Annotated in this window: 21 protein-coding genes and 1 tRNA gene; 3 read left to right on the forward strand and 19 right to left on the reverse strand. The window is 68.1% G+C overall.

Features of this window, described 5'->3' with window-relative positions; all coding sequences use genetic code 11:
- Positions 1-125: 125 nt before the first annotated feature.
- From tuf to ABZ404_RS15905, 18 genes are all read right to left on the reverse strand, one after another.
- Entirely contained in the window at positions 126-1,319 is a 1,194-nt protein-coding gene (tuf, locus tag ABZ404_RS15820; RefSeq protein ID WP_101389597.1) for an elongation factor Tu, read from the reverse strand.
- 163 nt (positions 1,320-1,482) lie between these two features.
- Complete coding sequence (gene fusA / locus ABZ404_RS15825; RefSeq protein WP_266982618.1) at positions 1,483-3,609, reverse strand: elongation factor G; 2,127 nt, start codon at positions 3,607-3,609, stop codon at positions 1,483-1,485.
- A gap of 38 nt (positions 3,610-3,647) precedes the next feature.
- Positions 3,648-4,118: a 30S ribosomal protein S7 gene (rpsG, locus tag ABZ404_RS15830; RefSeq protein ID WP_101389595.1), complete on the reverse strand. Its 471-nt coding sequence runs from the start codon at positions 4,116-4,118 to the stop codon at positions 3,648-3,650.
- 2 nt (positions 4,119-4,120) lie between these two features.
- Entirely contained in the window at positions 4,121-4,492 is a 372-nt protein-coding gene (gene rpsL, locus ABZ404_RS15835) for a 30S ribosomal protein S12 (RefSeq protein WP_007265893.1), read from the reverse strand.
- 270 nt (positions 4,493-4,762) lie between these two features.
- The gene (locus ABZ404_RS15840) at positions 4,763-5,320 is read right to left on the reverse strand and encodes a hypothetical protein (RefSeq protein ID WP_358833567.1); all 558 of its coding nucleotides are present in this window, start codon (positions 5,318-5,320) and stop codon (positions 4,763-4,765) included.
- Positions 5,321-5,838: 518 nt separating this feature from the next.
- Positions 5,839-6,309 carry a helix-turn-helix transcriptional regulator gene (locus ABZ404_RS15845; RefSeq protein WP_358833568.1) on the reverse strand — a complete coding sequence of 157 codons (471 nt, stop codon included), beginning with the start codon at positions 6,307-6,309 and terminating at the stop codon, positions 5,839-5,841.
- Positions 6,310-6,563: 254 nt separating this feature from the next.
- A complete protein-coding gene (locus ABZ404_RS15850; protein WP_358833569.1) occupies positions 6,564-6,848 on the reverse strand; it encodes a hypothetical protein in 285 nt (94 codons plus the stop codon).
- 108 nt (positions 6,849-6,956) lie between these two features.
- Complete coding sequence (locus tag ABZ404_RS15855; RefSeq protein ID WP_358833570.1) at positions 6,957-10,856, reverse strand: DNA-directed RNA polymerase subunit beta'; 3,900 nt, start codon at positions 10,854-10,856, stop codon at positions 6,957-6,959.
- 97 nt (positions 10,857-10,953) lie between these two features.
- Positions 10,954-14,439 carry a DNA-directed RNA polymerase subunit beta gene (gene rpoB, locus ABZ404_RS15860; protein ID WP_358833571.1) on the reverse strand — a complete coding sequence of 1,162 codons (3,486 nt, stop codon included), beginning with the start codon at positions 14,437-14,439 and terminating at the stop codon, positions 10,954-10,956.
- Positions 14,440-15,046: 607 nt separating this feature from the next.
- Positions 15,047-15,430 (reverse strand): 50S ribosomal protein L7/L12, encoded by a 384-nt coding sequence (rplL, locus tag ABZ404_RS15865; RefSeq protein WP_358833572.1) that lies wholly within the window; start codon positions 15,428-15,430, stop codon positions 15,047-15,049.
- A gap of 110 nt (positions 15,431-15,540) precedes the next feature.
- The gene (rplJ, locus tag ABZ404_RS15870) at positions 15,541-16,071 is read right to left on the reverse strand and encodes a 50S ribosomal protein L10 (protein ID WP_358833573.1); all 531 of its coding nucleotides are present in this window, start codon (positions 16,069-16,071) and stop codon (positions 15,541-15,543) included.
- A 265-nt stretch (positions 16,072-16,336) separates the two neighbouring features.
- Entirely contained in the window at positions 16,337-17,326 is a 990-nt protein-coding gene (locus ABZ404_RS15875) for a hypothetical protein (RefSeq protein ID WP_358833574.1), read from the reverse strand.
- A gap of 132 nt (positions 17,327-17,458) precedes the next feature.
- Positions 17,459-18,364, reverse strand: coding sequence for a hypothetical protein (locus ABZ404_RS15880; protein WP_358833575.1), 906 nt, complete (start codon positions 18,362-18,364; stop codon positions 17,459-17,461).
- A gap of 178 nt (positions 18,365-18,542) precedes the next feature.
- Positions 18,543-19,265: a 50S ribosomal protein L1 gene (rplA, locus tag ABZ404_RS15885; RefSeq protein WP_358833576.1), complete on the reverse strand. Its 723-nt coding sequence runs from the start codon at positions 19,263-19,265 to the stop codon at positions 18,543-18,545.
- Positions 19,266-19,378: 113 nt separating this feature from the next.
- The gene (rplK, locus tag ABZ404_RS15890; RefSeq protein WP_053731185.1) at positions 19,379-19,813 is read right to left on the reverse strand and encodes a 50S ribosomal protein L11; all 435 of its coding nucleotides are present in this window, start codon (positions 19,811-19,813) and stop codon (positions 19,379-19,381) included.
- Between the two features lie 167 nt (positions 19,814-19,980).
- On the reverse strand, positions 19,981-20,892 hold the full coding sequence (gene nusG, locus ABZ404_RS15895; protein WP_358833577.1) for a transcription termination/antitermination protein NusG: 912 nt from the start codon (positions 20,890-20,892) through the stop codon (positions 19,981-19,983).
- Between the two features lie 76 nt (positions 20,893-20,968).
- The gene (gene secE, locus ABZ404_RS15900) at positions 20,969-21,265 is read right to left on the reverse strand and encodes a preprotein translocase subunit SecE (protein ID WP_358833578.1); all 297 of its coding nucleotides are present in this window, start codon (positions 21,263-21,265) and stop codon (positions 20,969-20,971) included.
- Between the two features lie 106 nt (positions 21,266-21,371).
- Positions 21,372-21,444: transfer RNA gene (locus tag ABZ404_RS15905), tRNA-Trp, on the reverse strand.
- A gap of 226 nt (positions 21,445-21,670) precedes the next feature.
- Here ABZ404_RS15905 and ABZ404_RS15910 point away from each other — a divergent pair.
- From ABZ404_RS15910 to ABZ404_RS15920, 3 genes are all read left to right on the forward strand, one after another.
- Entirely contained in the window at positions 21,671-22,897 is a 1,227-nt protein-coding gene (locus ABZ404_RS15910; RefSeq protein WP_358833579.1) for a pyridoxal phosphate-dependent aminotransferase, read from the forward strand.
- A 134-nt stretch (positions 22,898-23,031) separates the two neighbouring features.
- On the forward strand, positions 23,032-24,051 hold the full coding sequence (locus ABZ404_RS15915; protein WP_358833580.1) for an adenosine deaminase: 1,020 nt from the start codon (positions 23,032-23,034) through the stop codon (positions 24,049-24,051).
- Between the two features lie 56 nt (positions 24,052-24,107).
- Complete coding sequence (locus ABZ404_RS15920) at positions 24,108-24,746, forward strand: NAD(P)H-binding protein (RefSeq protein ID WP_358833581.1); 639 nt, start codon at positions 24,108-24,110, stop codon at positions 24,744-24,746.
- Between the two features lie 15 nt (positions 24,747-24,761).
- Here ABZ404_RS15920 and ABZ404_RS15925 read toward each other — a convergent pair whose 3' ends face one another.
- The gene (locus tag ABZ404_RS15925; RefSeq protein WP_358833582.1) at positions 24,762-25,844 is read right to left on the reverse strand and encodes a UDP-N-acetylmuramate dehydrogenase; all 1,083 of its coding nucleotides are present in this window, start codon (positions 25,842-25,844) and stop codon (positions 24,762-24,764) included.
- Between the last annotated feature and the right edge of the window lie 59 nt (positions 25,845-25,903).

The raw sequence follows: 25,903 nt of genomic DNA on the forward strand, positions 1-25,903 counted from the left end.
GCACCCCTCTGCCCGCGGTCTGCGTCCCGTACTCGCGTACGGACAAAAGAAAGGGCCCCGCACCTCTCGGTGCGGGGCCCTTTCCTTACTGCGAGCTGTGCGAGCTCACCAGGTCAGAACACGAATTACTTCGTGATCTTGACGACCTGGCCGGCGCCCACGGTCCGGCCACCCTCACGGATGGCGAACTTGAGGCCCTCCTCCATGGCGACCGGCTGGATCAGCGCGACCGTCATGGCGGTGTTGTCGCCCGGCATGACCATCTCGGTGCCCTCGGGGAGGGTCACGACGCCGGTCACGTCCGTGGTACGGAAGTAGAACTGCGGGCGGTAGTTGTTGAAGAACGGGGTGTGACGGCCACCCTCGTCCTTCGACAGGATGTACGCCTGCGCCTCGAACTCCGTGTGCGGGGTGACCGAGCCCGGCTTGATGATGACCTGGCCGCGCTCGACGTCCTCGCGCTTGATGCCACGGAGGAGCAGACCGACGTTCTCACCGGCCTGGCCCTCGTCGAGCAGCTTGCGGAACATCTCGATGCCGGTGACCGTGGTGGTGGTCTTCTCGGTCTTGATGCCGATGATGTCGACGGTCTCGTTGACCTTCAGGACACCACGCTCGATACGACCGGTGACGACGGTGCCACGACCGGTGATCGTGAAGACGTCCTCGATCGGCATCAGGAACGGCTTGTCGACGTCACGCTCGGGCTGCGGGATGGACTCGTCGACGGCCTTCATCAGGTCGAGAACGGTCTGGCCCCACTCGGCGTCGCCCTCAAGAGCCTTGAGCGCCGAGACCTTGACGACCGGAAGGTCGTCGCCCGGGAACTCGTACTCGGAGAGGAGCTCACGGACCTCGAGCTCGACGAGCTCCAGGATCTCCTCGTCGTCCACCATGTCGGCCTTGTTCAGGGCGACGACGATGTACGGAACGCCGACCTGGCGGGCCAGGAGCACGTGCTCCTTGGTCTGCGGCATCGGGCCGTCGGTGGCGGCGACCACGAGGATGGCGCCGTCCATCTGCGCCGCACCCGTGATCATGTTCTTGATGTAGTCAGCGTGACCCGGGCAGTCGACGTGCGCGTAGTGACGCGACTCCGTCTGGTACTCGACGTGCGCGATCGAGATGGTGATACCGCGCTGGCGCTCCTCGGGAGCCTTGTCGATCTGGTCGAAGGCCGAGGCCTCGTTCAGGTCCGGGTACGCGTCATGCAGCACCTTGGTAATGGCGGCCGTGAGGGTCGTCTTACCGTGGTCGATGTGACCGATGGTGCCGATGTTGACGTGCGGCTTAGTCCGCTCGAACTTCGCCTTCGCCACTGGGTCCTCCTGTGGAGTGGTTCTGTACGCCTTGCTTCATCGGCGCCAGGTGATCTTTGCTGGAATGCCGGGTCCGGGGGCATTCGCCGCAATACTCTCGCACTGCGGTGAATGCCCCGCCGGACTACCGGTGACAAGCCTAAAGCGGGTGGACTCCGAAGAGTTACTCGCCCTTGGCCTTCGCGATGATCTCCTCGGCGACGTTCCGCGGAACCTCGGCGTAGGAGTCGAACTGCATCGAGTAGCTTGCGCGACCCGAAGTCTTGCTGCGGAGGTCTCCGACATAGCCGAACATCTCCGAGAGGGGCACGAGGCCCTTCACGACGCGAGCGCCGCTGCGCTCCTCCATGGCCTGGATCTGGCCACGGCGGGAGTTGATGTCGCCGATGACTTCACCCATGTAGTCCTCGGGCGTGGTGACCTCGACGGACATCATGGGCTCGAGGAGCACCGGGGACGCCTTGCGCGCGGCCTCCTTGAAGGCCTGCGAGCCGGCGATCTTGAACGCGAGCTCGGAGGAGTCGACCTCGTGGTAGCCACCGTCGAGAAGGATGACGCGGACGCCAGTCATCTCGTAGCCGGCCAGGATGCCGAACTGCATGGCCTCCTGCGCACCCGCGTCCACCGACGGGATGTACTCCCGGGGGATGCGGCCACCGGTGACCTTGTTCACGAACTCGTACGACGCCTCGCCGCCCTCGATGGGCTCGATCGCGATCTGCACCTTGGCGAACTGACCGGTACCACCGGTCTGCTTCTTGTGGGTGTAGTCGTGACGCTCGACGGTCTTGCGGATCGTCTCGCGGTACGCGACCTGCGGCTTGCCGACGTTCGCCTCGACCTTGAACTCGCGACGCATACGGTCGACGAGGACGTCGAGGTGGAGCTCGCCCATACCACCGATGATGGTCTGGCCGGTCTCCTCGTCCGAGTGAACCTGGAAGGAGGGGTCCTCCTCCGCGAGACGCTGGATGGCGACACCCAGCTTCTCCTGGTCACCCTTGGACTTGGGCTCGATCGCGACCTGGATGACCGGCGCCGGGAAGTCCATGGACTCCAGGATCACCGGGTTCTTCTCGTCGCACAGCGTCTCACCGGTGGTGGTCTGCTTCAGGCCCATGACGGCGACGATGTCGCCGGCGCCCACCGCGTCGATCTCCTCACGCTTGTTCGCGTGCATGCGGTAGATCTTGCCGATGCGCTCCTTCTTGCCCTTGACGGAGTTCAGCACCGAGGTGCCGGCCTCCAGGCGACCGGAGTAGATCCGGATGAAGGTGAGCTTGCCGAGGTGCGGGTCGCTCGCGATCTTGAACGCGAGGGCCGACAGCGGCTCGTCGTCCGACGGCTTGCGCTTGACGACGACCTCGGCGTCCTTGACGTCGTGGCCCTCGATGGCCTCGACGTCCAGGGGCGAGGGGAGGTAGCGCACGACCGCGTCGAGCAGGGGCTGGACGCCCTTGTTCTTGAACGCGGTGCCGCAGAAGACGGGGGTCACCGTGGTGTCCCCGCCCTTGCCGGACGCGATGGTGATACGACGGACCGCGGCGTACAGCTGCTCCTCGGTGGGCTCGACACCCTCGAGGAAGAGCTCCATGATCTCTTCGTCGTTCTCCGCGACGGTCTCGACCAGCTTGCCGCGCCACTCCTCAGCGGCCTCGGTGTGCGTGGCCGGGATGTCGACGACGTCGTACATCTCGCCCTTGGTCGCTTCCGCGGACCAGACCAGGGCCTTCATGCGGACCAGGTCCACAACGCCCTTGAAGTCGGCCTCGGCGCCGATGGGGAGCTGCATGACGATCGGGGTCGCGCCGAGGCGGTCCACGATCATGTCGACACAGCGGTGGAACTCGGCGCCGGTGCGGTCGAGCTTGTTGACGAAGCAGATGCGCGGCACGCCGTAACGGTCGGCCTGGCGCCACACCGTCTCGGACTGCGGCTCCACACCGGCGACACCGTCGAACACGGTGACGGCACCGTCGAGGACGCGGAGCGAACGCTCCACCTCGACCGTGAAGTCCACGTGACCCGGGGTGTCGATGATGTTGATGGTGTGGTCGACGTCCTCGAGCGGCCAGTGGCAGGTCGTCGCGGCGGACGTGATGGTGATGCCGCGCTCCTGCTCCTGCTCCATCCAGTCCATCGTGGCAGCGCCGTCGTGGACCTCACCGATCTTGTACGAAACGCCGGTGTAGAACAGGATCCGCTCAGTGGTGGTCGTCTTGCCCGCGTCGATGTGGGCCATGATCCCAATGTTGCGGACCTTGGCCAGGTCAAGCGAAGTGGTGGCCATAAGGCTCAGTCTTCTCTCGGTCTCGATGTGGGTTGCGACTACCAGCGGTAGTGCGCGAAGGCCTTGTTGGACTCGGCCATCTTGTGCGTGTCCTCACGCTTCTTGACGGCCGCACCGAGGCCGTTCGAAGCGTCGAGAAGCTCGTTCATCAGGCGCTCGGTCATGGTCTTCTCACGGCGGGCGCGGGAGTAACCCACGAGCCAACGGAGGGCCAGGGTCGACTGACGACCCGGCTTGACCTCGACCGGAACCTGGTAGGTGGCGCCACCGACACGGCGGGACTTGACCTCGAGGGACGGCTTGACGTTCTCCAGCGCGCGCTTCAGCGTGATGACCGGGTCGTTGCCCGTCTTCTCGCGGAGGCCTTCCATGGCGCCGTAGACGATGCGCTCGGCGGTGGAGCGCTTGCCGTCCAGCAGGATCTTGTTGATCAGCGACGTGACAAGAGGAGACTGGTAGACCGGGTCGATGATGACCGGGCGCTTCGGGGCGGGGCCCTTACGAGGCATTCTTACTTCTCCTTCTTGGCGCCGTAGCGGCTGCGGGCCTGCTTGCGGTTCTTGACAGCCTGGGTGTCAAGCGCACCGCGGATGATCTTGTAACGAACACCCGGCAGGTCCTTCACACGGCCACCACGCACGAGCACGATCGAGTGCTCCTGCAGGTTGTGCCCCTCACCCGGAATGTAAGCGGTGACCTCGATGCCGGAGGTCAGACGCACACGCGCGACCTTCCGCAGCGCCGAGTTCGGCTTCTTCGGGGTGGTGGTGAACACACGCGTGCAGACACCACGACGCTGGGGCGAAGCCTCAAGCGCGGGCGTCTTCGTCTTCTCGACCTTGTCCTGCCGGCCCTTCCGGACCAGCTGCTGGATCGTAGGCACTACTTCTCCGGTTTCTGTGTGCCGTTGGTGAAACTAACCTGGAACATCACCGACCCACGCGGTCGGGTGTGTCGAATACTGCGGGCTCTCGCCGTGGGCACGGAGAAAGCGCAGATTGCGGTGGCCGTATCTGGCTCGTCCTGCGGACGTAGGCACGCAGGGGAGCCCAGGCACACCCCAGGCACAAGGTCTGAGCGTACCTACCTCATCGACTTGGGTCAAAACAAATACCCACACGCGGGACACCCCAAGGACCCACTGAGACGCGTCTCACCCCGGCCCCTCCTCCGGCGGCCGGGCGCCGCCCCCGCCCCGCTCCCGCCGGGGCGGGCCCAGCGGCGGGATGGTGGGCGCCTTGGAACGCGGACTCTTGCGTACGAGACCGGGCTGCGCGGGGTCCGGTTCGGGCGGCGCGGCGGGGCCGGGCCGCGGCGGGGGTTCGCGCCGCAGGGGGATGACCTCGCCCTGCCCCTGGCGGCGCCCCGCCCTGCGTAAGGAACGGGCCCGGGCGGCCGAGGCGGTCTCGTCCAGGGCGCGCTGGTACTGGGCCGCCGCGTCCCGCCAGCCGGCCGCGTACGCGCGCACCTCGCGCTCCTCGGCCTCGGCGCGCAGCAGGACGACGAGCTCCTCGGCGGTGTGGCGTTCGAGCTGGACCCCGAGGGAGGCGAGCAGCCCCGGCAGGTCCTGGGCCGCCACGGGCAGCCCCACGGCCCCCTCGGACGGCTCGTAGGAGTGCGAACGACCCTCGGACGGCTCATAGGAGCGCGGTCGGCCCTCGGCCTCCCGCCCGGCATCGCCGGACCGGGAGATCCCGTCGCTCTCAGCCATGCACGGCTCTCTCTCGCGTCCATGGGAAGTAGGACAGGCCGTGCCAGCTTACTGTCCACCCCCCGCCCCCCACCCTGACGAGTCAGGAACTCGGGGAGCCTCGCGGGAGCCTCGCGGGGGCGTCGGGGGGGGGCAACCGTCCCGGGGCCACCTACGACCCCCGGCCCTCCGGACGCGGCCGGGCTCCCCGGGCCCCCAAGAGCCGACCACAGCCCCCCGCCTGGACGGACGCCCGCCCGCGGCCCGATGTACGCCTAGGGACCGTGCTGGGCTGCCCACGGTGTTGAGCTGCGGACCGTGCTGGGCTGAGCGCGCAGTTCCCCGCGCCCCTGGGCAGTTAGGGGCGCGGGGAACCGCGCGACCAGCCACGAACAACCCGCAGCCGAAGACCGAGCCCTGAAGGGGCGCGGGGAACCGCGCGAGCAACCCACCACGACCCGCAGACGAAAGCGGGTTCAGGGGCGCGGGGAACTGCGCGACCAGCCCCCACCGGCCCGCAGACGAACGACAACCCCCGCCTAGCGGGACCCCACGGACCCGGACCCCGACCCGGACCCAGAGCCGGACCCGGAACCCGCCCCCCTCCCCCCCGCCTCCGGCAAAAACTGCCCCGCCACCTTGATGAACATCGCCCGCTGCTCAGGCGGCACCCCGAGCCCCACAGCCGCCTCCTCCAACGTGAGCGACGCCGCGGGCGCGGCCACCCCCACCCGCAGGGAGGGCAGCGGAAGGTCCTCCTCCGTGAGGCGCCCGGACCGGATCAGCATCTCCCGTACCGGCACCTCCAGCACATGCGCCAGCCGCCGCGTCGTCTCCAGGTCCGGCATGCTCTGGCGCTGGAGCAGCCGGGTGACGGCGGCCCGGTGGACCCCGGCCTCGTCGGCGAGGCGCGACCGGCCACCACCGCGCGGGCTGTCGATGTCGAAGCCGCGCCTGCGGATCAGGTCCTCGATCCAGGCCGCGAACCGGTCGAGCTCGCTGGTGGTCATGTGATCGCCTCCCTCCGAAGCAGGACCAGACTATCGCGCTTGCGCGCAAGGAATTAATGGCGGGCCCGGCCAGCGCTGTAAGGATTTTGTGGCGAGGTTCCGGGCCTTGCCGCACTCCGCCCAATGTGCGCGCACGCTCGCACGCACCCAGCGTGCGCCCCCGCAACTCCCCCGAGCCACCCCGACCAGGCCACCCCCGACCCGGCCCGCCAACCCCCAATCCCTAACCCCACCTCACCCCACCACGCCTCACCTCACCCCGGCGTGACCTCCCCCTCTCCCCCGCGCACCGGCATCCGCACGATCCGCCCGCCCCCCTCCGAGCCGCCCCCGGACACGAACGCCATCGCCTCCCGCCACCCGCTGGAGAACCCGCGCGCCTCCCCGTCGACCGCGATCCGCGCCCCCACCTTGGCCACGACCGCCCCGAGCGTGCGGCCGACATCGGCGGTGTACGTACCGGACTCGCCCGCCTCGGCCGCCACCTCCACCGCGGCCACCACCACGTCCACCAACCGCTCCTGGGCGCTCATCCCCATCGGCCGCACCGCCTTTCGAATATGCGTTCGACAAGCGCCACCCACGATACGCCGAAGGGCGCCCACCCCGTGTGAAACGGGGTGGGCGCCCTTCAGCAGACGTACGCCTTACTGGTTGTACGGACCGTAGTCGTAGTCCTCCAGCGGAACGGCCTGGCCGGAGCCCGTGCCGAACGGCGAGTAGTCGATGTCGTCGTAGCCGACGGCCGAGTACATCGCGGCCTTGGCCTCCTCGGTCGGCTCGACCCGGATGTTGCGGTAGCGGGACAGACCCGTACCGGCCGGGATGAGCTTACCGATGATGACGTTCTCCTTGAGGCCGATGAGGCTGTCGGACTTGGCGTTGATCGCCGCATCCGTCAGGACTCGGGTCGTCTCCTGGAAGGAGGCGGCCGACAGCCAGGACTCCGTCGCCAGCGAGGCCTTGGTGATACCCATCAGCTGCGGACGGCCGGAGGCCGGGTGGCCGCCTTCCGTGACCACACGACGGTTCTCGGTCTCGAACTTCGAGCGCTCGACGAGCTCGCCCGGCAGCAGCTCCGCGTCGCCGGACTCGATGATCGTCACTCGGCGCAGCATCTGCCGGATGATGATCTCGATGTGCTTGTCGTGGATCGACACGCCCTGCGAGTTGTAGACCTTCTGGACCTCGCCGACCAGGTGGACCTGGACCGCGCGCTGACCGAGGATCCGGAGCACGTCGTGCGGGTTGGTGGCACCCACGGTGAGCTTCTGGCCCACCTCGACGTGGTCGCCCTCGCCCACGAGCAGACGGGCACGCTTGGAGATCGGGAACGCCGTCTCGTCGCTGCCGTCGTCCGGGGTGACGACGATCTTCTTGGTCTTCTCGGTCTCCTCGATCCGGATGCGGCCGGCCGCCTCCGAGATCGGGGCGACACCCTTGGGCGTACGAGCCTCGAAGAGCTCGACGACACGGGGCAGACCCTGGGTGATGTCGTCACCGGCCACACCACCGGTGTGGAAGGTACGCATCGTCAGCTGGGTACCGGGCTCACCGATGGACTGGGCGGCGATGATGCCGACCGCCTCACCGATGTCGACCAGCTTGCCGGTGGCCAGCGAGCGGCCGTAGCAGAAGGCACAGGTGCCGACCGCCGACTCACAGGTCAGGACCGACCGGGTCTTGACCTCCTCGACGCCCGCGTTGACCAGCGCGTCGATGAGCACGTCACCGAGGTCCACGTTGGCCGGCGCGATGACCTTGCCGTCGACGACGACGTCCTCGGCGAGCATGCGGGCGTAGACCGAGGTCTCGACGTCCTCCGTCTTGCGGAGCACACCGTCCTCGCCCTTGACCGCGATCTTCAGCTTCAGGCCGCGGTCGGTGCCGCAGTCCTCCTCGCGGATGATCACGTCCTGCGAGACGTCCACCAGACGACGGGTCAGGTAACCCGAGTCGGCGGTACGCAGGGCGGTGTCCGCCAGACCCTTACGGGCACCGTGCGTGGAGATGAAGTACTCCAGAACGGTGAGGCCCTCACGGAAGGACGCCTTGATCGGACGCGGGATGGTCTCGTTCTTCGCGTTCGACACCAGACCACGCATACCCGCGATCTGACGCATCTGCATCATGTTTCCTCGGGCACCCGAGTCAACCATCATGAAGATGGGGTTCGTCTTCGGGAAGTTCGCGTTCATCGCCTCGGCAACCTCGTTGGTCGCCTTGGTCCAGATCGCGATGAGCTCCTGCGTGCGCTCGTCCTTGGTGATCAGACCGCGCTCGTACTGCTTCTGGACCTTCTCGTCCTGCGCCTCGTAGCCCGCGACGATCGCCTTCTTGGCCTCGGGGACCACGACGTCGGAGATGGCCACGGTGACACCGGAACGGGTCGCCCAGTAGAAGCCCGCCGCCTTCAGGTTGTCGAGCGTCGCCGCCACGATGACCTTGGGGTAGCGCTCGGCCAGGTCGTTCACGATCTCGGAGAGCTGCTTCTTGCCCACCGAGTAGTCGACGAACGGGTAGTCCTCGGGCAGCAGCTCGTTGAAGAGCGCGCGGCCCAGGGAGGTGCGCAGCCGGAACGAGTCGCCCTGCTGCCAGGTCGTCTCGCCGTCCTCGTCGACCGGCGGGGTCCAGCCGCGGGGCGGGACCGTGCCGATCGGGAAGCGGATGTCGATCTTCGCCTGGAGCGAGAGCTCCCGGGCGTCGAACGCCATGATCGCCTCGGCGGTCGAGTTGAAGGCGCGGCCCTCACCCTTGACCTGGCGCTCCTCCTCGTCGGTGGTGAGGAAGAACAGACCCAGGACCATGTCCTGCGTCGGCATCGTCACCGGCCGGCCGTCGGCCGGCTTGAGGATGTTGTTCGAGGACAGCATCAGGATGCGGGCCTCGGCCTGCGCCTCCGCGGAGAGCGGCAGGTGGACGGCCATCTGGTCACCGTCGAAGTCCGCGTTGAACGCGGTGCAGACGAGCGGGTGGATCTGGATGGCCTTGCCCTCGACCAGCTGGGGCTCGAAGGCCTGGATGCCGAGGCGGTGCAGCGTGGGCGCACGGTTCAGGAGGACCGGGTGCTCGGCGATGACCTCTTCGAGGACGTCGTAGACCACCGTGCGGCCGCGCTCGACCATCCGCTTGGCGCTCTTGATGTTCTGCGCGTGGTTCAGGTCGACCAGGCGCTTCATCACGAACGGCTTGAAGAGCTCCAGCGCCATGGCCTTGGGCAGACCGCACTGGTGCAGCTTCAGCTGCGGACCGACGACGATCACGGAACGCGCGGAGTAGTCCACGCGCTTACCGAGAAGGTTCTGACGGAATCGACCCTGCTTGCCCTTCAGCATGTCGCTGAGGGACTTCAGCGGACGGTTGCCGGGGCCCGTGACCGGGCGACCGCGACGGCCGTTGTCGAAGAGGGCGTCGACCGCCTCCTGGAGCATCCGCTTCTCGTTGTTCACGATGATCTCGGGGGCACCGAGGTCGAGCAGACGCTTCAGACGGTTGTTGCGGTTGATCACGCGGCGGTACAGGTCGTTCAGGTCGGAGGTCGCGAAGCGGCCACCGTCCAGCTGCACCATCGGACGCAGGTCCGGCGGGATGACCGGCACGCAGTCCAGCACCATGCCCTTGGGGCTGTTGCTGGTCTGCAGGAACGCGGAGACGACCTTGAGGCGCTTGAGCGCACGGGTCTTCTTCTGGCCCTTGCCGGTGCGGATGATCTCGCGGAGGCGCTCGGCCTCCTCGTCGAGGTCGAAGGTCTCCAGGCGCTTCTGCAGAGCAGCGGCACCCATCGAGCCGTCGAAGTACGTGCCGAAGCGGTCACGCAGCTCGCGGTAGAGCAGCTCGTCGCCCTCGAGGTCCTGGACCTTGAGGTTCTTGAAGCGCGCCCAGACCTCGTCCAGACGGTCGATCTCGCGCTGCGCGCGGTCGCGCAGCTGCTTCATCTCGCGCTCGGCACCCTCGCGCACCTTGCGGCGCACATCGGCCTTGGCGCCCTCGGCCTCCAGCTCGGCGAGGTCCGTCTCGAGCTTCTTGGCGCGGGCTTCGAGGTCGGCGTCGCGGCGGTTCTCGATCTGCTGGCGCTCGACGGAGACGTGGGCCTCCAGCGACGGCAGGTCGCGCGTACGGCGCTCCTCGTCCACGAACGTGATCATGTACGCGGCGAAGTAGATGACCTTCTCGAGGTCCTTCGGCGCGAGGTCGAGCAGGTAGCCAAGGCGCGAGGGAACGCCCTTGAAGTACCAGATGTGGGTCACGGGAGCGGCAAGCTCGATGTGGCCCATCCGCTCACGGCGCACCTTGGCACGCGTGACCTCGACGCCACAGCGCTCGCAGATGATGCCCTTGAAGCGGACGCGCTTGTACTTGCCGCAGTAGCACTCCCAGTCCCGGGTCGGACCGAAGATCTTCTCGCAGAAGAGTCCGTCCTTCTCGGGCTTGAGGGTGCGGTAGTTGATGGTCTCCGGCTTCTTGACCTCACCGTGGGACCACTGACGGATGTCGTCAGCAGTGGCGAGGCCGATCCGCAGCTCGTCGAAGAAGTTGACGTCGAGCACTTGTCGTCAATCCCTCTTTCGGGGTCGATTCTTCAAGATGGTCTGAGGGGGGTCCTGGGACGGCGGGGGCTCTACGGGAGAGCCCCCACCAGACCCGTCAGACCTCTTCGACGCTGCTCGGCTCGCGCCGGGACAGGTCGATACCGAGCTCCTCCGCAGCGCGGAAGACGTCCTCGTCCGTGTCGCGCATCTCGATGGACATGCCGTCCGAGGACAGCACCTCCACGTTGAGGCAGAGCGACTGCATTTCCTTGATGAGCACCTTGAAGGACTCGGGAATGCCGGGCTCGGGAATGTTCTCGCCCTTGACGATGGCCTCGTAGACCTTCACACGGCCGGTGACGTCGTCGGACTTGATGGTCAGCAGCTCCTGGAGGGCGTACGCGGCGCCATAAGCCTCCAGCGCCCACACCTCCATCTCACCGAATCGCTGGCCACCGAACTGGGCCTTACCACCCAGCGGCTGCTGGGTGATCATCGAGTACGGACCGGTCGAGCGGGCGTGCAGCTTGTCGTCGACCAGGTGGTGCAGCTTGAGGATGTACATGTACCCGATCGAGATCGGGTCCGGGAACGGCTCACCGGAGCGGCCGTCGAACAGGTTGGCCTTGCCGGACGGCTGCACCAGGCGGTCGCCGTCGCGGTTGGGGATCGTGGCCTCGAAGAGACCGGCGATCTCGTCCTCACGGGCACCGTCGAAGACCGGGGTCGCGACGTTGGTGCCGGGGGCGACCTGGTCGGCGCCGATGGCCTGGAGCCGCTGGGCCCAGTCCTCGGCGAGACCGGAGACGTCCCAGCCGCGGCTGGCGAGCCAGCCGAGGTGGATCTCCAGGACCTGTCCCGGGTTCATTCGGGACGGGACACCCAGGGGGTTGAGGATGATGTCGACCGGGGTGCCGTCCTCCAGGAACGGCATGTCCTCGATCGGCAGGATCTTCGAGATGACGCCCTTGTTGCCGTGACGGCCGGCGAGCTTGTCACCGTCGGTGATCTTGCGCTTCTGCGCCACGTACACGCGCACCAGCTGGTTCACACCGGGGGGAAGCTCGTCGCCCTCCTCGCGGTCGAAGACGCGGACGCCGATGACCTTGCCGGTCTCGCCGTGCGGCACCTTCAGCGAGGTGTCACGGACCTCACGGGCCTTCTCACCGAAGATCGCGCGGAGCAGGCGCTCCTCCGGCGTCAGCTCGGTCTCGCCCTTGGGCGTGACCTTGCCGACGAGGATGTCGCCGGCGACGACCTCGGCACCGATACGGATGATGCCGCGCTCGTCGAGGTCGGCGAGGACCTCCTCGGAGACGTTCGGGATGTCCCGGGTGATCTCCTCCGGGCCGAGCTTGGTGTCACGGGCGTCGACCTCGTGCTCCTCGATGTGGATCGAGGAGAGGACGTCGTCCTGCACGAGGCGCTGCGACAGGATGATCGCGTCCTCGTAGTTGTGACCCTCCCACGGCATGAACGCCACGAGCAGGTTCTTGCCCAGCGCCATCTCGCCGTTCTCGGTCGCCGGACCGTCGGCGAGGACCTGGCCCTCGATGACGCGGGCGCCCTCGTCGACGACAACCTTCTGGTTGACCGAGGTGCCCTGGTTCGAGCGGGAGAACTTGTGCAGGCGGTACGTGGTGTACGTGCCGTCGTCGTTGGCGATGGTGATGTAGTCCGCGGAGACCTCCTGGACCACACCGTCCTTCTCCGCCTTGAGCACGTCACCGGCGTCGGTGGCGCAGCGGTACTCCATGCCGGTGCCGACGAGCGGCGCCTCGCTCTTGATGAGCGGGACTGCCTGACGCATCATGTTCGCGCCCATGAGGGCACGGTTGGCGTCGTCGTGCTCCAGGAAGGGGATCATCGCGGTCGCGACCGACACCATCTGGCGCGGCGAGACGTCGATGTAGTCCACCTCGGCCGGCGGCACGTAGTCGACCTCGCCGCCACGGCGGCGGACCAGGACGCGGGCCTCGGTGAGCTGGAGCTCGTCGTTGAGCGCGGCGTTGGCCTGGGCGATGACGAAGCGGTCTTCCTCGTCGGCCGTGATGTAGTCGACCTCGTCGGTGACCTGGCCGTCGACGACCTTGCGGTACGGCGTCTCGATGAAGCCGAACGCGTTGACGCGGCCGTAGGAGGCGAGCGAGCCGATCAGACCGATGTTCGGGCCTTCGGGGGTCTCGATCGGGCACATGCGGCCGTAGTGCGACGGGTGCACGTCACGGACCTCGAAGCCGGCCCGCTCACGGGAGAGACCACCCGGGCCAAGAGCCGACAGACGGCGCTTGTGGGTGAGACCCGACAGCGGGTTGTTCTGGTCCATGAACTGCGACAGCTGGCTGGTGCCGAAGAACTCCTTGATGGAGGCGACGACCGGCCGGATGTTGATCAGGGTCTGCGGCGTGATCGCCTCGACGTCCTGGGTCGTCATGCGCTCACGCACGACGCGCTCCATACGCGCCAGGCCCGTACGGACCTGGTTCTGGATGAGCTCGCCGACGTTGCGCAGACGACGGTTGCCGAAGTGGTCGATGTCGTCGGTCTCGACGACGATGTTCCGACCCGACTCGCCGACCGTCTCGGTCTCGCCCGCGTGCAGCTTGACCAGGTACTTGATGGTCGCGATGACGTCGTCCGTGGTGAGGACGCCGGCGTCCAGCGGCTCGTCCGCGCCGAGCTTCTTGTTCACCTTGTAGCGGCCGACCTTCGCGAGGTCGTAGCGCTTGGGGTTGAAGTAGAGGTTCTCGAGCAGCGTCTGAGCGGCCTCGCGCGTCGGCGGCTCGCCCGGGCGCAGCTTGCGGTAGATGTCGAGCAGCGCGTCGTCCTGGCCCTGGGTGTGGTCCTTCTCCAGGGTGGCGCGCATCGACTCGTACTCGCCGAACTCCTCGAGGATCTGCTCGGTGGTCCAGCCGAGAGCCTTCAGGAGGACGGTGACGGACTGCTTGCGCTTGCGGTCGATGCGGACACCGACCATGTCGCGCTTGTCGATCTCCATCTCGAGCCAGGCACCCCGGGACGGGATGATCTTGGCCGTGTAGATGTCCTTGTCGGACGTCTTGTCGATGTTGGAGTCGAAGTAGACACCCGGCGAGCGCACCAGCTGGGACACCACGACACGCTCGGTGCCGTTGATGACGAAGGTGCCCTTGTTGGTCATGAGCGGGAAGTCGCCCATGAAGACCGTCTGGGACTTGATCTCGCCGGTCTCGTTGTTGGTGAACTCGGCGGTGACGAAGAGCGGGGCCGCGAACGTGAAGTCGCGCTCCTTGCACTCGTCGATCGAGTTCTTCGGAGGCTCGAAACGGTGGTCGCGGAAGGTCAGCGACATCGACCCGCTGAAGTCCTCGATCGGGGAGATCTCCTCGAAGATCTCCTCCAGACCGGACTTCGTGGGGACGTCCTGTCCGTTCTCGAGAGCGGCCTCGACGCGAGCCTTCCACGCGGCGTTTCCGAGCAGCCAGTCAAAGCTCTCGGTTTGCAGCGCAAGGAGGTTCGGAACCTCGAGGGGCTCCTTGATCTTTGCAAAGGAGATGCGCAGCGGGGCGGTGCTGGCGCCGTTGTTCGTATTGGCGGTCGAGGCGTTGCGCGAGGCGGCCAAGAGGGGGTCCTTCCGAGGGCTCGGACTCACTACGCGCGTACCGGTCCCACGAGGGCACAGAGAGAGACGTTTCCTGATTGAGGCTGAAAGGCCAGGTCAGGGCAGTTCAATCAACGATGCTCAAGCGAGGGCATGCCCCTGGTGACGGGCAGGGGGCAGCTAACAGGCAGCGCAAAGGGTCAGTGTAGCCACTCGGCCCACTGATGTCCAGGGCGGATTTTTCGCGACCCTCATTGTTCTTCTCAGTACCTCGGCCGGCCACGCGCCGTGAGGCGCACATCGATACTGCCCTCTTCGCCGTCGATCCATGCCTCGGATCCGGATCGTTGTGACGACGCGTCCTGAGAATTGCGCGCTGCGTGCGGTTCGTCAAGACCCCTCAGCTCCGCGGAGATCGCTCCGTTACGGCTCCTGCGGCCACGAGGCGTACCGGGGGCGTACGGCGATGATCACCATACTCCCTGTCGCCCCCCGTGCAAGGCAGCCGTCACGGCGACGCCCGGGTACGCCGAAGGGCGACCACCCGAATGGATGATCGCCCTTTGGTGTGTGCGCGTTACAGGCCCTCCAGGGGCTTCACGCGCGGTGAGTCAGAGGACTCGTGAGGTCACTTGACCTCAACGGCCGCACCGGCAGCCTTGAGGGACTCGGCAGCCTTCTCGGCGGCCTCCTTGTTGACCTTCTCGAGGACCGGCTTCGGGGTGCCGTCGACGAGGTCCTTGGCCTCCTTCAGGCCCAGGGAGGTCAGCTCACGCACGACCTTGATGACCTGGATCTTCTTGTCGCCCGCACCGGTGAGGATGACGTCGAACTCGTCCTTCTCCTCCTCGGCCTCGGCCGGGGCGCCCGGGCCGGCGGGGCCGGCAACGGCGACGGCCGCGGCGGCGGTGACGTCGAACTTCTCCTCGAAGGCCTTCACGAACTCGGAGAGCTCGATGAGGGTCATCTCCTCGAACTGGGCGAGGAGGTCGTCCTGAGAGAGCTTCGCCATGATGGGCGATCCTTCCACTAATTCGGCAGGTGCCGGTTGTATAGAGAGGCGGGCGTAACGGCCCGCTACGACCCGCGCACTAGGCGGCGCGGATCACTGCGCGAGCCGAATTACTCGGCACCGCCCTGCTCGGCGAGCTTGACGCGAAGCGCTTCCGCGGTGCGGACGAACTTCGACGGCAGCGCCTGGAAGAGCGAGGCAGCCTGGGACTGCTTGCCCTTGAACGCGCCGGCCAGCTTGCTGAGCAGAACCTCGCGGGACTCGAGGTCCGCGAGCTTCTTGATCTCATCGGCGGACAGCGCCTTGCCATCAAGGACACCGCCCTTGATGATCAGGTTCGGGTTCTCCTTGGCGAAGTCACGCAGACCCTTGGCCGACTCCACCGGGTCACCGGTGATGAAGGCGGCACCCGTCGGACCAGTGAACTGGTCGTCGAGCGAGGTGATCCCGGCGTTGTTCGCCGCGATCTTGGTCAGCGTGTTCTTCACCACGGCGTACTGGGCGTTCTCACCGAGCGAACGGCGCAGCGTCTTGAGCTGGGCCACGGTGAGACCCCGGTACTCGGTCAGCACGACGGCGTTCGAGCTGCGGAACTTGTCCTCGAGCTCGGCTACGTCGGCAGCCTTGTCGGGCCTTGCCATGAGCGTCGGCCTCCTTCCGGGTGATGAGGACCGCTCAGAAGGGACCGCGACATAAAAAACGCCCCGGCGCAAGTGCACGGGGCGTAGCTCCACCGGACAGAATCCGGGAACTTTCCACAGTCACCTGCGCGGGTCGTCCGCATGCAACGGAACCTTCGGCCACCGCCCCCTCTTACGAAGGCACGGCAACGACCAGCGGTCTTTGGCTTCTGTGGAAGCGTACGTGACGGGTGGCGGATCGAGCAAATCCGGTCGTACGGGACCGTCAGACGCTGCCGGGGCCGCCGGCGGCGCCGTCCTTGCGGGCCAGGTCGCCCAGGCCCTTCAGCATCTCGGCCAGGTCGGCCGTGTCGCTCTTGGCCGGGGCCGTGATCCGGGCCTCGGTGCCGTAGTCCGAGTAGTGCGCGGAGGTGCTGACCTTGCCCTCGGGGCTGTTCATCCCGACGTCCATCCGGACCGGGTAGCCGTCCGCGTTGACCCAGACCTCGGTGTCGTACCCCTTGATCCCGGTCTTCTTCATGTTCGTCAGGAGCTGCTCGCGGTCCTTGGGGGGCAGCGTGTCGAGCATCTTGCTGTTCTTCACCATCTCGTCGACGGTGAGCGTGCCCTTGTAGTGCTCGCAGGAGACGCCGTCGGCCCGCTCGGCGCCCAGGTGCTTCAGGTTCGGCGAGCCGAGCAGCAGGGCGAGCTGCTGGGCCGGGTCCTGGTTCATGTTCTCCATGCCGGCGGTCATCTGCTTGACCAGCTGGTCCTCGCCGGACTGCTTGGCCAGCGCGGTCAGGTCGAACTTGAACCAGCGCTTGCCGCCGAACTCCTTGACCGACTCGCCCATGCCGCTCGTGTCCAGGTACATGACGTTGTCGACCCAGAGCATCCGGGTCTTCTCGGCGGCGCCGCCCATGCCCTTGGCCACCGAGGACGTCACGGTGAGGTCCATGGCCGTCGGGTTCCAGGCCATGACCCCACTGGTCTCGGTCCGGCCCCCGTCCTCCCCCAGGGACGCGGGAGCCGTCATGGTCATCCGGACCTTGGCGGACTTGGCCGCGGCGGTCTTCCGGTACGCCGCCGCGAGCATCCGCGAGGCGGCGTCGCGGGACTGCGGGGCGGCGGCGGCCTTCTGGACGCCCGCGGCGCCGTCGGGCTTCCTGGCGTCCTTGCCGGCCTTGTCGTCGCCGCCACAGCCCGCTGCCCCGGCCACCACCACGGCGGCCGTCGCCACCGACAGCGCCGTCCGCGTCCATCCGGACCTGGTCATGTTCCCCACCCCTTGAAGCCCCGTGCCGTGAGTCCCGCCGATGGCCGTCGAACACCGTCGAACGGGCAGAACGTGTGCACCGTAACCCAAGGGCTGTGACAGGTGGGCGGATTATGTCTGCCGTTGCGGGGGTTACGAGGGCTGAGCGGACGCCTTCGGCTTGATCATCGTCGTGAAGTCCACGGTGTCGGAGGCCGCCGGGGCCTCGACGGAGACCTTGACGCCGTAGTCCGCGTAGTACGCCGTGCTGTTCAGCTCGCCGTTCTTGGTCGCCGCGCGCTCGGTCTTCTTCACCAGCAGGTCGTTCTTGTCCACCCAGATGTCGACCGTGTCGGTGGTGATACCGCTCTGGTTCATCTGGGCCTTGAAGCCGTCCAGCGTCTTCGCGTCCAGGCCCGAGTTGCCGTCCAAGAGCTTGGCCACGTCGACCGTGCCGGAGTAGTGCGTGGCCTGGACGCCGCGGACGTCCTCGGTGCCGACCTTCTTGACGTCACCCGAGGCCAGCAGCGCCTTCACGCCCTGCTGGGGCGTCGAGTTCTGCATCTGGTCCTTCATGACGGCGCCGGCCGGGCCCATCAGCTTGGCCATGTCGTCGTACCCGTAGCGGATCCAGTGCTTGCCGCCGAGGTTCTTGGCGAACTGGGGGCCCATGTCGGCGTAGTAGGCGTCGCGCAGATAGCGGGCGTCGATGCTGTCGCTGCCCAGCTGCTTCATGGTCTGCGCCTGGGCGCCCTGGGTGTACTTCATCCGCATGGCGCCGGTCATCCCGTCGCCCCACGCCAGGCTGCCCTTGCCCTCCAGGCCCATCACGGCGCCCATGGACATCGTCATCTCGACCTTGGCGGAGCCCGCTCCGTCCGTCTTCTTCTGGACCGCCTGGAGAGCGGCCACCGGGCTGAAGTCCGATCCGCCCTTGTGCCCCTGGGCCGGCGCGCTCTTGTCCCCGCTGTCGGACCCGCCGCAGGCGGCGACGCCCACCAGGGCCGCCGCGACCGCGACCAGTGAGATACCCGTACGCCGAACGGAACTGGTGCTCATGCGCTCCCCCTCGAATGCTCATTCCCTTACCCCTCGACGGTAGCGCAGGGGTCGGACAACACCCCGGCCGCCCGGGGCCGTTGGGACGCGGTTGCGACAAAAAAGCCGGGCCCCGCGCCTTTGGAGAGGTGCGGGGCCCGGCTCTGGATCAGCCGAGGCGAGCCGAGGCTCGGTCCGGTCAGACCGCGGCCGGGTCCTCCTCGACGAGGAGGTTGCGGGTGCGGTTGGAGTCGACCGGGATGCCGGGGCCCATCGTGGTGGCGATGGTCGCCTTCTTGATGTAGCGGCCCTTGGCGGCGGACGGCTTCAGACGGAGGATCTCCTCCAGAGCGGCGCCGTAGTTCTCCACCAGCTTGGTGTCGTCGAAGGACACCTTGCCGATGATGAAGTGCAGGTTCGAGTGCTTGTCGACGCGGAACTCGATCTTGCCGCCCTTGATCTCCTCGACCGCCTTGGCGACGTCGGGGGTGACCGTGCCGGTCTTCGGGTTCGGCATCAGACCACGCGGGCCGAGCACGCGGCCGAGGCGGCCGACCTTGCCCATGAGGTCCGGGGTGGAGACGACGGCGTCGAAGTCCAGACGGCCCTTGGCGACCTCGTCGATGAGCTCGTCCGAGCCCACGATGTCGGCGCCCGCGGCACGCGCGGCCTCGGCACGGTCACCGGTCGCGAAGACCAGGACCCGGGCGGTCTTACCGGTGCCGTGCGGGAGGTTCACGGTGCCACGGACCATCTGGTCGGCCTTGCGCGGGTCGACACCCAGGCGGAAGGCGACCTCGACGGTGCCGTCGAACTTGGTCGCGGAGGTCTCCTTGGCGAGACGGACGGCCTCGAGCGGGGCGTAGAGCTTGTCCGCGTCGATCTTGGCGTCCGCAGCGCGGAGAGTCTTGCTGCGCTTCACTTCTGCTCCTGTATGCAGTAACACCATGCGGCTGACGCCGCGTGGCAGTCATGGAGTCGTGGTACGGACCAGCGCTTGGCCCTACCACTGAGGTCAAACGGGGTGAGCTGGGATCAGCCCTCGACCGTGATGCCCATGGAACGGGCGGTGCCAGCGATGATCTTGGACGCGGCGTCCAGGTCGTTGGCGTTCAGGTCGGCGAGCTTCGTCGTGGCGATCTCGCGGACCTGGGCCTCGGTGATCTTCGCGACCTTGGTCTTGTGCGGCTCGCCGGAGCCCTTCTCGACACCAGCGGCCTTGAGGATCATCTTCGCGGCCGGCGGGGTCTTGGTGATGAAGGTGAAGGAACGGTCCTCGTAGACCGTGATCTCCACCGGGATCACCCAGCCACGCTGCGACTCGGTGGCCGCGTTGTAGGCCTTGCAGAACTCCATGATGTTGACGCCGTGCTGACCGAGCGCGGGGCCGACCGGCGGGGCCGGGTTCGCCGCACCGGCGTTGATCTGGAGCTTGATAAGCCCCGTGACCTTCTTCTTCTTGGGAGGCATTGCTCTCTCCGGGTCCTAGTGAGAGTGAACCGCCTGACATCCGATCATCCGGATGGAGGCATACCGCACAACGATAACGGGTATCTGTCTGCGGCTAAAAACCGAGCAGGTCAGACAGGCTTTGAGAGCCCGTCTGACCTGTTCGGAAGACGTGTGGTCCGGAAGAACTAGTTCTTCTGGATCTGGTCGAAGCTGAGCTCGACCGGGGTCTCGCGGCCGAAGATCTCGACGAGGCCCTTGACCTTCTTCGAGTCGGCGTTGATCTCGTTGATCGTGGCCTGGAGCGTGGCGAACGGGCCGTCGGTGACGGTGACCGAGTCGCCCACCTCGAAGTCGAGCACCTGGACCTCGACCTTGCGGGCCGGAGCCGGCTTGCCCTCGGCCTCGGCGGCCTCGCGGGCGGCCTTCTCCTCGGCCTCCGGGGCGAGCATCTTGACGATCTCGTCCAGGGTCAGCGGGTACGGGTCGTAGGCGTTGCCCACGAAGCCGGTGACGCCCGGGGTGTTGCGGACGACGCCCCAGGACTCGTTCGTCAGATCCATGCGGACGAGAACGTAACCGGGCAGCTTGTTCTGCCGGACGTTCTTGCGCTCGCCGTTCTTGATCTGGACGATCTCTTCCTCGGGCACCTCGGCCTGGTAGATGAACTCCTCGACGTTCAGTGAGACGGCGCGCTGCTCCAGGTTGGCCTTCACGCGCTTCTCGTAGCCCGCGTAGGTGTGGATCACGTACCACTCGCCGGGCAGACCGCGCAGCTCCTGGCGCAGGGCCTCGACCGGGTCGACGGGCGCGGCGGGCTCCTCGGGAGCCTCCTCGGCGGCCTCGTCGTCGTCGGAGGCGGCCTCGGTGTCCTCGGAGGCGGTCTCGGCGGACGCGGTCTCCTCGGCGTCCAGCTCGGCGTCGTCCTCGACGTGCTCGGCGTCCTCGACGTGGAGCGCCGCCTGCTCGGCCGCCTCGCCCGCCTCGGCGTCGGCAGCCTCGACCTCGTCGGCCTCGGCGTCCGCCGCCTCGACGATGTCGAGCTGGTCCTCCACGGACTCCGCCGACTCGAGGGCGTCGTTCACATTCGGGTCAGACACGTGGCTGCTTCTTCCTGGCTACAGATGGGTGGAACAATGCGAAAAAGGCGCCGGGTGGGCGCCCTTACGCAGCGGATCAGCCGAAGACGTACTTGACGACGTGCTGGAATCCGGTGTCGATCACGGTCACGATGCCGATCATGATGACGACGAACACGATCACCACGGTGGTGTACGTCGACAGCTGGTTGCGCGACGGCCAGACCACCTTGCGCAGCTCGGCGACGACCTGGCGGTAGAAGAGCGCGAGACGGCCCAGGGGGCCCTTCTTGCCGCGCTTGCCGCCCTTGCGGGACTTCTTCTTGGAGTCCTGGTCCGCAGAGGCCTCGTCCTGGGCATCAGGCATGTCGATGGAGCCCACGGCGTCCGTCACGCTTCTCACCTGATTCCGGGTCGTGGCCGTGCCGCGCCCGGTGGAGCCGCACGGCGGTGCATAGAAGTACGTACATGCGCACACATCCTGGCGAAGGTGTGTGTAGCAGGGCCGGAGGGACTTGAACCCCCAACCGCTGGTTTTGGAGACCAGTGCTCTACCAATTGAGCTACGACCCTTTGTGGTTCCCCCAACCTACCGCATCCGCCCGAGTGCACCGAGTGCCCGGAGTGGATCGGTTGGTGGAGGCCAACGACAGGTGAGTGTACGTGGTCCTGCGCCCGGCGTCGAACAGATACCTCCCGACGGCTCGGCGCGGATGCCCCGAACGGCCCGCGCGAGCGCCCTGTCCGGTCCCTGAAACCGGTGTGCCCGGGCCGCGGCGGGTCTGGGACGATGGCCGGTATGAGCGCTGCAACTTCTCCGACCGAGCGCCGGGTCTCCGCGCGCATCGGCGCGATCTCCGAGTCCGCGACCCTCGCCGTCGACGCCAAGGCCAAGGCCCTCAAGGCCGCCGGGCGCCCGGTGATCGGCTTCGGCGCCGGTGAGCCCGACTTCCCGACCCCGGACTACATCGTCGAGGCGGCCGCGGCGGCCTGCCGCGACCCGAAGTACCACCGCTACACGCCGGCCGGCGGCCTGCCCGAGCTCAAGAAGGCCATCGCCGAGAAGACCCTGCGCGACTCCGGCTACGAGGTCGACCCGTCGCAGATCCTGGTGACCAACGGCGGCAAGCAGGCGATCTACGAGGCCTTCGCGGCGATCCTGGACCCGGGCGACGAGGTCATCGTCCCGGCGCCGTACTGGACCACCTACCCGGAGTCGATCCGCCTCGCGGGCGGTGTCCCGGTCGAGGTCGTCGCCGACGAGACCACCGGCTACCGGGTCTCGGTCGAGCAGCTGGAAGCCGCTCGTACGAAGAAGACCAAGGTCGTCCTCTTCGTCTCCCCGTCCAACCCCACCGGCTCGGTCTACACCGAGGCCGAGACCGAGGCGATCGGCCGCTGGGCCGTCGAGCACGGCCTGTGGGTGATGACCGACGAGATCTACGAGCACCTGGTCTACGGGGACGCGGTCTCCGTGTCGCTGCCCGCGCTCCTGCCCGAGCTGCGCGACAAGTGCGTCGTGGTCAACGGCGTCGCCAAGACGTACGCGATGACCGGCTGGCGGGTCGGGTGGATCGTCGGCCCCCAGGACGTCATCAGGGCCGCGACCAACCTCCAGTCGCACGCCACCTCCAACGTCGCCAACATCTCCCAGGTGGCGGCGCTCGCCGCGGTCTCCGGCGACCTCGACGCGGTCGCCGAGATGCGCACCGCCTTCGACCGCCGCCGCCAGACCATGGTGCGGATGCTCAGCGAGATCGACGGCGTGGTCTGCCCGACGCCCGAGGGCGCGTTCTACGCGTACCCCTCGGTGAAGGGCCTGCTCGGCAAGGAGATCCGCGGCAAGCGCCCGCGGTCCTCCGTCGAGCTCGCCGAGCTGATCCTGGAGGAGGCCGAGGTCGCGGTCGTCCCGGGCGAGGCCTTCGGCACCCCGGGCTATCTGCGCCTGTCCTACGCGCTGGGCGACGAGGACCTCGTCGAGGGCGTCTCGCGGATCCAGAAGCTGCTGGCGGAGGCGCGCGACTGAGGCGTTCCGCGCCGAGCACTGCCCGGAACGGACCACCGACTCACATGAGTCGGTGGTCCGTTCCCGCGTTCGGACAAGGTCCCGATCGGGGAAAGGGGCTGTCGGATGCCGGTGGCGTGCGGCAAGATCCTTCAATGGAGCGCGTTCGTGACGTACGAGACCTGCCGAAGGCCCATCTGCACCTGCACTTCACGGGGTCGATGCGCCCCACGACGCTGCTGGAGCTCGCCGACAAGTACGGCGTGCACCTGCCCGACGCGCTGACGGGCGGCGAGCCGCCGAAGCTGCGGGCCACCGACGAGCGCGGCTGGTTCCGCTTCCAGCGCCTGTACGACATCGCGCGCTCCTGTCTGCGCGCCCCCGAGGACATCCAGCGGCTGGTGCGCGAGGCCGCCGAGGAGGACGTCCGGGACGGCTCGGGCTGGCTGGAGATCCAGGTCGACCCGACCAGTTACGCGCCGATGCTCGGCGGGCTCATCCCGGCCCTGGAGATCATCCTGGACGCGGTGGAGACGGCCGCGCGCGAGACCGGGCTCGGGATGCGGGTCCTGGTCGCGGCGAACCGGATGAAGCACCCGCTGGACGCCCGCACCCTGGCCCGCCTCGCCGTGCGGTACGGCGACCGGGGCGTGGTCGGCTTCGGCCTCTCCAACGACGAGCGCCGGGGCATGGCGCGCGACTTCGACCGCGCCTTCGCGATCGCCCGGGAGGGCGGGCTGCTGGCGGCGCCGCACGGCGGCGAGCTGGCCGGTCCCGCGTCCGTGCGGGACTGTCTGGACGATCTGCACGCCACCCGCATCGGTCACGGGGTGCGCGCCGCCGAGGACCCGCGCCTGCTGCGGCGGCTGGCCGAGCGCGGCATCACCTGCGAGGTCTGCCCCGCCTCCAACGTCGCCCTCGGCGTGTACGAGAAGCCCGAGGACGTCCCGCTGCGCACCCTGTACGAGGCGGGCGTGCCGCTGGCGCTCGGCGCCGACGACCCGCTCCTGTTCGGCTCCCGCCTCGCCGCCCAGTACGAGTTCGCCCGCCTCCACCACGGCTTCACCGACGCCGAACTGGCGGAGCTGGCACGGCAGTCGGTGCGCGGCTCGGCCGCGCCGCAGGCGGTGAAGTCGCAGTTGATCGCCGGGGTGGATTCCTGGCTGGCCTCCTGACACCTTGGGCACCCTTGGCGGAGGAACGACCATCCACCAGGGGAGGGTGAACGCAGATGAAGCTCACGGTTTTCGGTGCGACGGGCAGGATCGGCACGGAGCTGGTCCGCCAGGCGCTGGCCGGGGGACACCAGGTCACGGCGGTGGTTCGGGACCCGGCGCGCTTCACGACGACGGGGACGGGCCTGGAGGTCGTCCGGGGCGATCTCTCGGACCCCGAGTCCCTGCGTCCGGCGGTGGCGGGCCGGGACGCGGTCCTCTCGGGGCTCGGCGCGAACAAGCGGGCGGACGCGGCGACGGGCATCACGGCCCGGCTGACCCGCTCGATCGTGAAGGCGATGGACGCGGAGGGCACCCGCCGGCTGCTGGTGGTGAGCGCGGGACCGGTGGGCCCGGAGGCGCCCGACGACCCGTTCCTGGACCGGCTGACCCTGGCGATCGTCACCCGGGTCCTGAAGGACGTCTACGAGGACCTGCGCCGTACCGAGGCCGAGCTGGCCGCCTCGGCCCTGGACTGGACGGCGGTCCGCCCGGTCCGCCTGGTCAACAAGCCCAGGACCGGCACGTACCGCACGGCCGTGGGGGCGACCCCGCGCAGCGCGCGCACGATCGGACGGGCGGACGTGGCGGACGCGATGCTGCGGATGATCACCGACCAGGCGACCGTGAAGCAAGGCGTCTGCGTGGCCTACTGACCCCGGCGGGTGAGATCAGATCTCGGCGTTGACGGTCACCGGCTCGTTGACGAGGGTCACCCCGAAGGCGCGCTCCACGCCCGCGACGACCTCGCGGGCGAGGGCGAGCAGGTCCTCGGTGGTGGCGCCGCCGCGGTTGGTGAGGGCGAGGGTGTGCTTGGTGGAGATCCGGGCGGGCCCGGTGCCGTACCCCTTGGTGAACCCGGCCTTGTCGATGAGCCAGGCGGCGGAGGTCTTGGTCAGCCCGTCCCCGAGGTCCCAGGCGGGCGGGGAGACGTCGTCGCCGAGCCGCGCGGCGGCCTTCTCCAGGAACGCGCGGTACTCGCGCTCCCCCAGGATCGGGTTGGTGAAGAAGGACCCGGCGGACCAGGTGTCGTGGTCCTCGGCGTCCAGCACCATGCCCTTGCCGGCCCGCAGCTTGAGGACGGTCTCGCGGGCGGTGGCGGCCGGAACGCGGTCGCCGGGCTCGACGCCGAGCGCGCGGGCGGTCTCGGCGTACTTAATCGGCGCGGAGAGCCCGCCGGCGTCCTCCAGCTCGAAGCGGACGCGCAGGACGACGTACCGGTCGGGGTGGGCCTTGAACCGGCTGTGCCGGTAGGAGAAGTCGCACTCGGCGGCGGTCAGCACCACGGTGCGCCGCTCGGCCCGGTCGTACGCGACGACCTCGCGGATGGTGGAGGAGACCTCCTGGCCGTACGCGCCCACGTTCTGGATCGGGGTGGCGCCGGCGGATCCGGGGATCCCAGCCAGACACTCGATCCCGGCGAGCCCGGCCTCCACGGTCCGGGCCACGACGTCGCTCCAGACCTCCCCGGCGGCCACGTCGAGCCGCGTCCCCTCCAGCCGGAACCCGGTGGTGGCGATCCGCAGGGCGGTCCCGGCGAACCCCTTGTCCCCGATGACGAGATTGCTGCCCCCACCGATGACGAGCAACGGCACCCGCGCCTCGTCGGCCTCCCGCACGACGGAGATGACGTCGTCATCACACCCGGCCACGACGAGCCGAGAGGCCGGCCCACCGAGCCGGAAGGTGGTGAGGGGGGCGAGGGGGGCATCGTGAAGTACCTGCACGGGGTCCAGCGTACGGGTGCGGGCCACCGGGGGCGGGGGTGGCCCGGGCCCCTGGCCGGCCGGGGGTTCGCCTGCGCGGGTGGGTG

This window comes from Streptomyces sp. NPDC005878, assembly GCF_040629815.1.
In the GTDB taxonomy this organism is placed as follows: Bacteria; Actinomycetota; Actinomycetes; order Streptomycetales; family Streptomycetaceae; genus Streptomyces.